We start from the raw sequence: 11,916 nt of genomic DNA, 5'->3' as shown, positions 1-11,916 counted from the left end.
AAAGCCGGCTACGTAGGGTAGCCGGCTGGCAAGGGTCAGGTACGCAACTGCGCCCTGAGGATCTTGCCGATGGGTGACTTGGGCAACTGCTCGCGGAACTCGATGCGCTTGGGCACCTTGTAGGCAGTCAGCCGCTCGCGACAATGACGGATGATCGCCTCGCCATCCACCCCTGGCCGGTGCAGCGCGACGAAGGCGCATACCGCCTCGCCGGTGGTCTCGTCCGGCACGCCGATCACCGCCACCTCCATCACATCCGGATGCTCGGCGATCACCGCCTCCACCTCGTTGGGGTACACGTTGAAACCGGAGACCAGCACCATGTCCTTCTTGCGGTCGACGATGCGGATGTAGCCATCTTCGTCCATCACCGCGATGTCGCCGGTGCGGAACCAGCCGTCGACGAAGGCCTCGCGGGTTTCATCGGGGCGGTTGAGGTAGTGCTCGATGATGTTCGGCCCGCGCACCAACAGTTCGCCCGGCGTGCCGCTGGCCAGCGCCTGTCCATCGGCATCGGCGATGCGCACCTCGAGACCGGGCAGCGGCAGGCCGACGGTGCCAGGCCGCTCCTTGGGGCCAGGCGGGTTGAAGGCCACGAAGCAGGAGCTCTCGGTCAGGCCGTAGCCTTCGAGAATCTGGCCGACCAGCGCGCGCCAGCGTTCGCCGGTCACCGGGCGCAACGCAGTGCCGCCGGAAACCGCGAGCTTCAGCGCAGGCGGGTTGGCCTGGAACCAGGGTTCGGCCAGCAGGCCGGCATACAGGGTGTCCACCCCGGTCATCCAGCGCACCGGGAATTTCTCGAATGCCGGTCGGGTGTTGGCCAGCGGGCGCGGATTGGGCACCAGCAGGTTGTGCCCAGCGCGGCCGAAGAACAGCAGGAAGTTAAAGTTGAAGGCGAAGATGTGGTAGAGCGGTGGGATGGTGAGGATGATGTCGTCGGGCTCGATCTGCGCACCGAAGGCGCTGAGGTAATCCTCGGCCATGCGCAGCACGGCCTTGAGATTGGCATGGGTCAGCACCGCGCCCTTGCTCCGCCCCGTGGTGCCGCCGGTGTACTGGTACAGGGCGACCGGGTGATTGCGCCGCGACAGTGGCAGTTCTGCGCCGATGCTCAGCGCCTCGCTGAAACGCTGGAAGGCGATCTGCGGCGTCAGGTCGTCGCCGCTCTGTTCTTCCAGGCTCTGCTGGATCGTCTGCCCCACCGGCGCGGGAAAGAAATCGCCGAGGCTGGTCAACAGCAGCGACACGCCGCGCTGCTCGATCACCTGCTGCGCGCGTTTGACGAACAGATCGCAGGCCACCAGCAGCCGGGCGCCGCTGTCGAGCAGTTGCGCATCGAGTTCACGTTCGGTGTACAGCGGGTTGACGTTGGTGACGATCAACCCGGCCTTCCACGCCCCCAGCACGGCGACGGGATAGTGCAGGCTGTTGGGCAGTTGCAGGGCGACAACATCCCCTGGCTGCAAGCCCTGCTCCCGGCTCAGATAGGCGGCGAAGGCATCCGACAAGCGCTCGACATCGGCAAAGGAAAGCTCGGCCTGCAAGCCGTTGGGCAGCACCTGGGTGAAGGCCGGTGCAGCGCCGAAGCGCCGGGCATTCTCGCCGGCGCTATCGGCCAGGTTGCCGGCCAATGATTCGACGTCGATGCGGTAATCATGCAGGTGCGTTGGGTAGTGCTGTTCCCAGCGGCGGGCTTGAGCGGTCATCGTCATTCTCCTGGTTCTTGTTATTGGGGCTGGAGCGTCGCGTGCCTGCTCAGAGCAACACTTCGATATCGCCAATGGGGAAGGCCACGCAGGAATAGATCCAGCCAAAATCACGGTCGGATTTGCGCAGGTGCACCTCCTGCGGGTTGAACACCTCGCCGGAGGTCAGCTTGACCCGGCACAGACTGCATTCACCGGAGCGGCAGGCGTTCTCGACGAAGTAGCCGTTGCGTTCCAGGGCATTGAGCAGCGGCTCACCGACCGTGCTGCGGAAGCTGCCACGCCCCTGCACGGTGATGGTCACCTCCTCGTCCAGGCTCACGCCTGCCGGCCAGCCGGCCTGTTGGTGTGGCGTCTTGGGTGCACCGTTGGCCTCGACGCGGATGCGCCGGCGGGCGACGTCCAGCTCACCGAGCAGCGCCACGCAGCTGTCGTTGAACGGCGTCGGGCCGCAGATGTAGAACATCTTGTCGCCGATCTCGCCCAGCAGCTCCTGCAGCATGGCGCGGTTCAGGCGACCACTGCGCCCGGCGTAGCCCGCAGGCGGCCGCGAGATGACCTCGCTCAGGGTGAAGTTCTCGTGCTGCGCAGCCAACTCGCGCAGCTCATCGGCATAGATCACGTCGTCGACATGGCTGTTCACGTAGATCATGTGAAAACGCTGCGGCAGTTTGTGCTCAAGGATATTGAGCAGGATGCTGCGCGCCGGCGCCGACCCCGAACCGCCGGCGAGGAACACCAGGTCGTCGCCATGGAACAGCGGATTGTGATGGAAGGTGCCCATCGGCCCCGAGCTGCTCAGGTGCTGACCGACGCTCACCCGGTCGAGCAGGTAGTTGGAGACGAAACCGCCCTGGGCGCGTTTGATCGTCAGGTCGTAGTGCATGCGTTGCAGTGGCGAGGAAGACATGGCGTAGGGCCGCGCCGTTCTCACCCCATCGATCTCGACGAACAGGTTGATGTACTGGCCGGCCTGGAACGGTGGCAGCGGCTGGCCGTCGACCGCCACCAGGCGCAGGGTTCTGGTGCTTGGCGTGTCTTCGATGATCTCGGCGACCTGCAGCGCCAGGCGCTTGGGGTGCAGTTGCACCACGCTGCCGGCCACCTCGCCGCGCACTTCCTGGAAGTCGCTGCCGCTTTGCTCCAGCGCCAGCTTGGCGGCGAACGCCTCGCTGTAACCGGCGATCAGGTTCAATGCATTGTGCTCAGACATTGGCCACCTCCTTCACCTTGATTTGCTTGAGTACGGCGCGGGCGGTGGATTCGCCGGCCATGTAGGTCGGCTGGAAGCCGCCCATGGACGTCCAGGAGCCGGCCATGTATAGGCCCGGCACGGCGTCCAGGCGCTCGCGCAGCAGCGCCGAATCCTGCGCGCTCTGCTGGAAGCCGTAGATCGCCCCACCGGGCGTGTTGAGGTAGCGCATCATGGTCAGCGGCGTGGCCACCTCCACCTCTTCGATGTACTGGCGCACCTTGGGGTAGACCTGCTCGATCAGCGCGATGAGCTTCTCGGCGAAGGCGTACTTGGTCTGCGCGTAGTCCTCAGGCTTCACCGATTTCCACACGTCACCGTATTGCAGGCAGACCAGCACCACCTGGCTCTTGCCGGCCGGTGCGGCGCTCGGGTCTTCCAGGTTGTAGCAGGTGAGCATGCCGCCGAGCGGCGCTTCCAGGCTGCCCATGCGTGCATGGATCGCCTCCTCGTCGAGGGTCTCGTAGATGAAGCTCGACGCCGTGGTCACGCCCAGTTCCTGCGGCGTGCAGTCCAGGCCCAGGTAGATGACGAAGGCCGAGGTGCCCATGCGCCGCGACTTGAAGTCCTGCTGGATCTTCAGCGGCGGGCGGTCGAGGTCGAGCAGCTCGTTGAAGGTGATCAGCGGGCTGGCGTTGGACACCACCGCGTCGCAGGCGACCCGCTCGCCGCCTTCCAGGCTGACGCCACTGACTCGCCCGCCTTCGGTGTGAATCTTCTCCACGCCACTGTTGAAGCGCACCTCGCCACCGGCTTCGAGGAACGACTCCACCAGCGCGCTCGACATGGCCTGCGAGCCACCCTTGATGTGCCAGGGTTTGAATACCGCATAGGCGTAGAGCATGGTGGCCAGGTCGGCGAACGGCAGCATGTTCGGCGACACGCCGAGGTAGAGCCAGTAGGTGGCGAGGATGTTCTTCAACTTGGCGTCGCTGAAGAACTCGTCGAGCACCTCGCGTGCCGGGCGGAAGCCGTACTGCACGTAGTACGGGCACATCGACCTGAGCATCGCCTCGCTGTTGGCGCGAGCGGCCTGCGGCAAGGTCATGAAGCTTTCCAGGGTGACCTTCTCGCAGACCAGCATGAAGCGCTCGATGGCCTCGCTTTCGGCCGGATACATCTCCTGCAGCAGGCGGCGGATGCCCGACCAACTGGCCGGCAGCGTGACGTCCAGCTCACCCGGCACGACCAGACGATACAGCGCGTGCTCCTGAATGAACTCGACCTTGTCCATCACCCCCAGCTTGTCGAAGAACTTGCGCATCACGAAGGGTTTGTCCTCGGTGCCCAGGCCGCTGAGCTGATGCAACGCCACCTCGAACTCGAAGTTGCCGCGCACGAACGAGGTGGCGCAGCCGCCCGGAATGTTGTGCCTCTCCACCAGCAGGGTGCGACTGCCGCCGCGCTGCAGTGCAGTGGCTGCGGTCAGCCCGGCGTTGCCGGCACCGATCACCACGGCGTCGTAATGCTTCATCGTTCACCTCAAACTTATCAGCGATAAGATTTGGTTAAAAAAGGTCTCAGAAGGTGTCCTGCAGCTCGATCAAATTGGCGAACTCCGCTGGCGTGCCGCTCTTGCGCGCACCGACCGAGCGCAGGATGTCCTGGCCGCTGAGGATGGAACTCTGTAGCAGCACGGTGTGTTGCAGGGATTCGTAGACGCCGTGGTCACGGCTGTAGAGCATGGCGCGCTTGATGCCGTTGATCGCGATCGGCGGGCGCCCGGCGATCTTTTGCGCGGCGGCAAAGGCACCGGCCAGCAATTCCTCGGGCGTGACGAAAACCTTGGCCAGCAGCCCCAGGCGGTGAGCCTCGTCGACCTGCAGGGTGTCTCCGGTCAGCGCCAGGTAGCGAGCGACACCGGCTGGAATCAGTCGCGGCAGACGTTGCAGCACGCCCAGGTCAGCCATCATGCCGACGTTGGTTTCCTCGATACGGAAGCTCGCCGCCTGCGAGGCGAAAACCAGATCGCAGGCGGCGATCAGATCGAAGCCACCACCGATGCACGCGCCCTGCACGGCGGCGATCACCGGGAAGCGCGCCCGCTCCAGCGCATTCAGCGCCTCCTGCATGCGCTCCAGGTTGACCTGCAGCACCTCGCGCTCCTGCGGCGAGGTCGCGTGGAATTCCTTGGCGGTGGAGAACATCTGCATGTCCAGGCCGCCACAGAACACCTTGCCCTGCGCCGAAATCACCAGTGCTCGTACCTGGCCCGAATGATTCAGGCGGCTGACGGCCTCCGGCAACTCGCTCCAGAAGGCCCGTGTCAGGCTGTTGGCCTTGTCCGGGCGATTGAGTTGCAGGTGGGCAACGCCGTTCTCGACGCTGACGGCAAAGCACTCGTAGTGGTGAGTCATGGGCAGGCCTCATGCAGGTAATGTTAGCGATGCTAAGATCTAATCTTAGCATCGTCAAGATACTGCTCAATGATAAGATTCGAGCGCCCCTATCCCATGCAACCAAGGCTTCTCTCGCATGAGCACGAACCGCGCCCGCGACACCTACCATGTCGGCAACCTTGCCCCTCGGCTGCTCAGCGCCGCGCGGGAAATGCTCGAGGAAGTGGGGCCGACCAAGCTGTCACTGCGTGCGGTGTCCGAACGTGTCGGCGTCAGCTCGACGGCTGCCTATCACCACTACGCCAGCCGCGCAGAACTGATCGGACACCTGGCAGCTCAGGGTTTCCGCGAGCTGGGCACGGCACTGCGCCTGGAGGATCAGGACAGCGCAGGTCTGCAGAAACTACGCGATGCCTGCCTCGCCTACTTCAGCTTTGCCCGCAAAAACCCGGCGCTCTATCAGCTGATGTTCGGCCCGGAGTCGGCCAGCGACGACATGCCACTGCAGTACCGCGAGGCCCGCGACGAGGCCTTTGACGAGCTGAAACGCATCATGGCCGACATCCTCGGCCAGGACGCTGCGAGCGCTGAGGGCCGCCGCGCTGCGCTGGCGGCCTGGTCGTACACCCATGGCCTGGCGTCGCTGGTCATCCATGGCGTGCTGCACTTTCCCGCCTCGACCACCGACGCCCGTTTCGTCGACACCACCCTGCAAGGCTTCGAGCACCTGTTCAAGGCGTGCGGCACGGGCGCTGATTAGCGCGGCGCACCGTTCAGGTTGCGGGCTGCCGAGCACAGGCCTGACTCAACCAGCACTGCAGCTCCTGCGCCGAAAGCGGTCTGGAAAACAGGTAGCCTTGCCCCACCGGATAACCCTGCTCGCGCAGTAGCTGGTGCTGCGCCTCGTTTTCCACACCTTCGGCCACCACCGTCAGATGCAGGCTCTTGCCAATACCCAGAATGGCGTTACTCAAGGCACGAGTCGCTTCGTCATGCTCCAGGTCGCAGACGAAGCTGCGATCGAGCTTCAATTCCGATATGGGCAGTCGCCGCAGATAACTGAGGCTGGAGTAGCCGGTACCAAAATCGTCCATCGACAGGCGGATGCCCTGCCGATGCACCTCATCGAGGACTTTCATGGTGCTGGGGTTGTTGTCCACCAGCATGCTTTCGGTCAGCTCCAGAGTCAGATCCTCTGGCTGCAAGGCATTGGCCTGCAGGGTCGTAGCCAACAGGTTCGGCAGGTCGAGGTTGTGGAAACTGGTCGGCGACAGGTTTACCGACATGGCGGGTATACGCAGGCCTGCAGCGCGCCACTCGGCCAATTGTCGGCAAGCCTCCTGCACGGCCCAATGCCCCAGTTCGACGATCAGGCCGCAATCCTCGGCCAAGGCAATGAAGCGCACGGGCGGAATTTCACCCAACTCCGGGTGCGTCCAGCGCGCCAGCGCTTCGACGCCATAGAGTTCGCCACTGGCCATATCGATCTGGGGTTGGTAATGCAGGCGCAAGCCACCCTGCTTGATCGCCTGGCGCAAGGCACTTTCCATCTGCAGGCGCTCCTGGGCCAGCCGGTTGATTTCGCTGCTGTAGAAATGGAAATGCCCTCGCCCGCTGCTCTTGGCCTGGTACATGGCCATGTCCGCGCGGCTCATCAGCGTCTCCATGTCTCGGCCGTCATTGGGATACATGGCGATACCGATGCTGCCGGAAATCTGCAGGCTGGTTCCGATCAGGCTGAACGGCTCCGCCAGCAATTGCAGTAGACGCTCGGCCACCGCCGTCGCGTCATTGGCATCGCAACCGGGCAAGACCACGACGAACTCATCACCTGACTGCCGCCCGGCGATGTCCGATTCGCGCAGGACGCCCTGGATACGGGCAGCGACCTGACGCAGCAGATCGTCGCCGGCCGAATGCCCGAGCGAGTCATTGACGTGCTTGAAGCGGTCGAGGTCGATGAACAACACCGCCAGGTTCCCACCCTCGCGGGTGACGGTGGCAATGGCCTGATCCGCACGGGCCTGCAGCAGGCTGCGGTTGGGCAGGCCGGTGAGGGCGTCGTAGAACGCCAACTGGCGTATGCGCCGACGGGTCTGTTCGCGCTCCAGCGCCAGTCCGCACAGATGCTGGCAAGCCTCGACCAGGCGCCGGTAGAACTGCATCGAGCAATCCTGCGGTGTGCGCCGGAAGTAGAAGGCGAAGGTGCCAACGACCCTATCCTGCGCATTGAGCACTGGCGCCGACCAGCATCCGCGTAGGCCCAGTGGCAGAACCAGATCACGGTAATCGGCCCAGAGTGGATCGCTGGCGATGTCATCGACCCAAACGGGTTCCTTGCGCCAGGCGGCCGTCCCGCATGAGCCGACGGCCGGCCCGATCGCCACGCCATCGAGTTTCTGCTGGTACTCCAGCGCCAGGCTTGGCGCCGCCAGAGGGTGCAGCAGGCCATTCTCGTCCACCTCGAGAATCGAGGCGACCACCTCGGGCGCGATGCGCTCGACCTCTTCGCAGATCAGCTCCAGCACCTCGGTCAGCGGTCGCTCACGGGCCATGGCCTCCATGACGCTGTGCTGCAACACCTCGTGCATCTTGGCCTGGGTGATATTGGTGAGAATGGTCACCGTCATTTGCCACTGCCCGATATCGTCCATGATCGGGTTGCTGATGATATTGACCCAATAACGCTGCCCGTCCCGGCCCTCGACAATCTCCTCACGCTCTACCGGCAGGCCGGCTGCCAGCGTATCGCGATACTGCTGCGCATACGCAGCGTCCTTTTCAGGAGCCAGTAGGCTAACGGGGCGACGCCCGAGCACTTCATCGGGCGTCCAGCCGAACATCCGACAGAACCCGGCATTGACATAGACGATGTACGGATTGGCATCGCTGATCATCACCGCCGAATCGCTGGCATCGGCCACCAGGGACAAGCGCCTGAGATGCTGTTGCTGCTCCTGCTCGTGCAGCAGCCGCGTGGTGATATCGATGGCGATCTGCATGATCTGCCGCACCTGGCCGGCGTTATCCATGATCGGCATGTAGGTGGTCTGCAGCCAGCAACTGCGCCCCCCCTCGCGCAGACGCTCGACCTGCCCGCTGTAGGCCTCGCCCGCACACAAGGGCCGCCAGAAACGCTCGTGAGCCGCAGGCGCGGCGTCATCGGCACGGCAAAAGAATGCGTGGTGCTGCCCCGTCACTTGCTCCGCGCGATAACCGAACAGGGCCAGATAGTTATCGTTGGCACGCATTAGCTGGCCGTCGAGGGCAAATTCGGCGATGGCCATGACCCGTTCCAATGCAGCCCATTGCGCATCAAGCAGTGTCTTCAAAATGAACGAACTCCACGGGTATACAAACGGTACGGTGACATAAACCCAGGGCCATGCAGAGCAACCGGTCACTCGCAACACTGCAGGCTATGCGGCTTGCCCACGCCTGTGCAGCGAGTCGGATCGGCGCCCGTCTTCTTGGCGCAATACTCACCGATTAAGCCTAGATCATCGCGTCAGGGTCGCGTGGTGGCGAAGTGCCGCGGCAACCTAACAGGCTGCACGTTAAGGTTGGCTTAAATCCCGCGCCGCCTCTTTCATCACTTGCGCCAATGCCTGGCGCCGGGCATCGGTCATGCGTGGCCGCGCCAGCGCGCAACTGAGAGCCCCCAGTGGCCGACCATCGCCATCGAGAATCGGCACTGCCAGGCCGGTGTAGCCCGGCAGGCGCTTGTCCACCAGGCCGCTGGCGTACCCCAGGCGCTTGACGCTGGGCAGGCTGGCGGCGATGTGCTGCACCTCCAGGCCGTAGTCCAGGCGCAGTGTGGCGGCGTTATGCGCGAGGATCTCGTTGCGCTGGCCGCGCCCGAGCCAGGCCAGCAGCACCTGCGAAGCCTGGCCAACCCCCATGGGGATGCGCCCACCCACGGCGCCGCTGTAACTCTGCACCGGCAGTTGCCCAGCCAGCATGTCCAGGCACAGCACCTGATGACCGTCCGCCACCAGTAAAAAGAAGGTATCGCCAAAGCGTTGCGCCAGGCGCAGCAGCACCGGCCGCGCCCGTTCACGCAGGGCGCTGGCATTGCCGGCCTGAGCACCAAGAGCGAAGAGTTCATAACCCAGCACGTAGCGCCCGCGCTGCGTAGCGCCACGCACGAAGCCCTGGCGACGCAGGTACTGCAGCAGGCGATAGGCGGTGGCCTGCGAACAGCCAAGCGCAGCACGCAGTTCATCCAGGCTGGCCCCCTGCTGACCGGTCGCAGCGATGAGGCGCAACAGCAGAAATGCCCGCTCCAGACTCTGGGTGCCATTCATGGCTTTTCTCACATGCTGATAAAGGAAGGCTGGCCAGTGCGATGCAAATTGCACGCCCCATCGCCCAGGGCATGCTCGTGGCTCCTTCCTTCGGTGCGCGTGGTGCACCCTATTCTGGAGCGCATGTATGTATCCGCAGATCGAGCAGGTATCCAGTGACAAGCTGCCCGAGAGCACCGAGGTCGCCATCATCGGCGGCGGCATCATCGGCGTCAGCACGGCTTATTGGCTGGCCCGCCGAGGCATCGCCGTGACGCTACTGGAAAAGGGCCTGGTCGGCGCCGAGCAATCCTCGCGCAACTGGGGCTGGTGCCGCAGCATGGGCCGCGACCTGGCCGAAATCCCCCTGGCCATGGCCAGCCTGCACCTGTGGGACACCTGGCAGACGTACCTCGGTGAGGGTCTGGGTTTTCGCCGCAGCGGCGTGCTCTACGCCTGCGAAAACCCACGCCAGTTGCAACAGCAGGCCGATTGGTTGCAGGCCGCCAGCACCCATGGCGTGCACGCGCGGCTGCTGGAAGGCAAAGAGCTGCTGCGGGTGATGCCCGAGGGCGCCGCCGCCGGCTGGAGCGGCGCGCTGCACACGCCCAGTGATGGCCGCGCCGAGCCGCACCGCGCCAGTGCCGTGATCGCCCGCGCGGCACAACGCCTGGGCGCGCGCATCGTCACCGGCTGTGCGGTGCGCGGCCTGGATATCGCGGCAGGCAAGGTCACCGGCCTGTACAGCGAACGTGGCCGGCTGCGCTGCAGCAACGTGGTGCTGGCCGGCGGCGCCTGGTCGACGCTGTTCTGCGCCAACCTTGGCCTGCGCCTGCCACAACTCAAGGTGGTGGCCTCGGTACTGCGCACCGCACCGATGGCCGGCGGCCCGGAGCTGACCGTGGGCGCCAGCCGCTATGCCTTTCGCAAGCGCGCCGACGGCGGCTATACGATTGCCCAGCGCAACGGCAACCTGGCGCCGATCACACCGGACAGCTTCCGCTACCTGAGCGATTTTCTACCCGCGCTGAGCCAGCAGTTTCGCGAAGTGCGCCTGCGCCTGGACGGGCGCTTTCTCGAAGAACTGCGCCAGCCAAGACGTTGGGATATGGACAGCGCCAGCCCCTTCGAGCGCTGCCGGGTGCTCGACCCGCAGCCCTCTGCAGCGATTCTGGCCGAAGCGCGCACAGCCCTGACCGCCGCCTTCCCCTTCTTCCGCCAGATGCGCATCGAACAGAGCTGGGCCGGGGTGATGGACGTCACCCCGGACGCCATTCCGGTGCTCGGCCCGGTCGAGCAACTGCCGGGGCTGTTTCTCTCCACCGGCTATTCTGGCCATGGCTTCGGCATCGCGCCCGGCGCCGGCCACCTGCTCGCCGACCTGATCGACGGCAGCACGCCGCTGGTCGATCCCCGTCCCTTCGCCTACGACAGGCTCTGAGCGGCAAGGGCAACCGCAACGGTTTCGCTCAAAGGCGTGGTCGGGCGACCGATGAGCTGACTTAGCGTCTGGCCCGACTCGAACAACGAGCCCTTGGCTGCCTTGGCGTCACTTTCGGCCAGCAATGCGGCGAAGCCTTCGGGCAAACCGACACCGATCAGTGCAGCCTTGTAGTCAGCTTCGGACAGATCCTGATAGCGCACCGGCTTAGCGGATTGGCGAGCGATCTCAGCGGCAAAATCGGCCAGGGTATAGGCCTGGTCACCGGCCAATTCGTAAACCTTGCCGGCATGCTGCGCGACAGCATCAGACATGACCACGGCAGCCGCTTCAGCGTAATCACGGCGTGCGGCCAGCGACAGTGCGCCATCCGCCGCAGCGCCCAGCACCACGCCATGCTCCAGCGCTGCCGCCACGCCCATGGCGTAGTTCTCGCTATACCAGCCATTGCGCAGCAGTACGAACGGCAAGCCCGAAGCGCGGATCAGCGCCTCGCTTTCACGGTGCTCGACCGCCAGCGCCATCGGGCTGCTGTCGGCGTGCAGCAGGCTGGTGTAGCCGATCAGCTTGACGCCAGCAGCTACGGCGGCGTCGATCACGTTGCGATGCTGAGCCGTACGCTGACCGACCTCGCTGGAAGAGATCAGCAGCAGCTTGTCGACACCCACCAGCGCACTGGCCAGTGCCTGGGGATCGGTGTAGTCGGCCACTCGCAGTTCGACACCATGCTCAGCCAAATCACGCGCCTTGGCGGCATCACGCACCAGGCCGACGAGTTTGGCCGTCGGCGCCCGGCGCTGCAGGGCAGCGATCACCAAACGCCCCAGTTGTCCGGCAGCACCGGTGATCAGAATGGTTTCGGAGATTGTCATCGCACTCACCTCATGGACTA

9 protein-coding genes are annotated in these 11,916 nt (G+C 64.7%); 2 read left to right on the top strand and 7 right to left on the bottom strand.

Annotated elements, in window-relative coordinates; genetic code table 11:
* Positions 1 to 35: 35 nt before the first annotated feature.
* From ACODS1_RS09550 to ACODS1_RS09535, 4 genes are read right to left on the bottom strand one after another with little or no spacing between them, the layout of a single operon-like run.
* Positions 36 to 1,706: an AMP-binding protein gene (locus tag ACODS1_RS09550; RefSeq protein WP_489085457.1), complete on the bottom strand. Its 1,671-nt coding sequence runs from the start codon at positions 1,704 to 1,706 to the stop codon at positions 36 to 38.
* Between the two features lie 49 nt (positions 1,707 to 1,755).
* Positions 1,756 to 2,919 (bottom strand): FAD-binding oxidoreductase, encoded by a 1,164-nt coding sequence (locus ACODS1_RS09545; protein ID WP_489085456.1) that lies wholly within the window; start codon positions 2,917 to 2,919, stop codon positions 1,756 to 1,758.
* Positions 2,912 to 4,432, bottom strand: a complete 1,521-nt coding sequence (locus ACODS1_RS09540; protein ID WP_489085455.1) for a phytoene desaturase family protein — start codon at positions 4,430 to 4,432, stop codon at positions 2,912 to 2,914. The genes ACODS1_RS09545 and ACODS1_RS09540 overlap by 8 nt, the downstream gene beginning before the upstream one ends.
* Before the next feature lie 46 nt (positions 4,433 to 4,478).
* Complete coding sequence (locus ACODS1_RS09535) at positions 4,479 to 5,315, bottom strand: enoyl-CoA hydratase-related protein (protein ID WP_489085454.1); 837 nt, start codon at positions 5,313 to 5,315, stop codon at positions 4,479 to 4,481.
* A 118-nt stretch (positions 5,316 to 5,433) separates the two neighbouring features.
* On the opposite strand from ACODS1_RS09535, the gene ACODS1_RS09530 reads away from it, so the two are divergent.
* On the top strand, positions 5,434 to 6,057 hold the full coding sequence (locus tag ACODS1_RS09530; protein WP_489085453.1) for a TetR/AcrR family transcriptional regulator: 624 nt from the start codon (positions 5,434 to 5,436) through the stop codon (positions 6,055 to 6,057).
* A 13-nt stretch (positions 6,058 to 6,070) separates the two neighbouring features.
* On the opposite strand, the gene ACODS1_RS09525 is transcribed toward ACODS1_RS09530, so the two are convergent.
* Together ACODS1_RS09525 and ACODS1_RS09520 are read right to left on the bottom strand one after the other, a co-directional pair.
* Complete coding sequence (locus ACODS1_RS09525) at positions 6,071 to 8,629, bottom strand: sensor domain-containing protein (protein WP_489085452.1); 2,559 nt, start codon at positions 8,627 to 8,629, stop codon at positions 6,071 to 6,073.
* A 225-nt stretch (positions 8,630 to 8,854) separates the two neighbouring features.
* Positions 8,855 to 9,604 (bottom strand): IclR family transcriptional regulator, encoded by a 750-nt coding sequence (locus ACODS1_RS09520; RefSeq protein WP_489085451.1) that lies wholly within the window; start codon positions 9,602 to 9,604, stop codon positions 8,855 to 8,857.
* Positions 9,605 to 9,731: 127 nt separating this feature from the next.
* Between ACODS1_RS09520 and ACODS1_RS09515 the strand changes: the two genes are divergently transcribed.
* On the top strand, positions 9,732 to 11,024 hold the full coding sequence (locus ACODS1_RS09515) for an NAD(P)/FAD-dependent oxidoreductase (protein WP_489085450.1): 1,293 nt from the start codon (positions 9,732 to 9,734) through the stop codon (positions 11,022 to 11,024).
* Here the strand turns inward: ACODS1_RS09515 and ACODS1_RS09510 are convergent.
* Positions 11,009 to 11,896, bottom strand: coding sequence for an SDR family oxidoreductase (locus ACODS1_RS09510; protein WP_489085449.1), 888 nt, complete (start codon positions 11,894 to 11,896; stop codon positions 11,009 to 11,011). The two genes, ACODS1_RS09515 and ACODS1_RS09510, sit on opposite strands and share 16 nt — an antisense overlap.
* Positions 11,897 to 11,916 lie beyond the last annotated feature (20 nt).

It is taken from the genome of Pseudomonas sp. FG29, from assembly GCF_057809355.1.
Note: the sequence above shows the minus strand (reverse complement) of the source record. Positions and strands in the feature narration are given on the sequence as shown.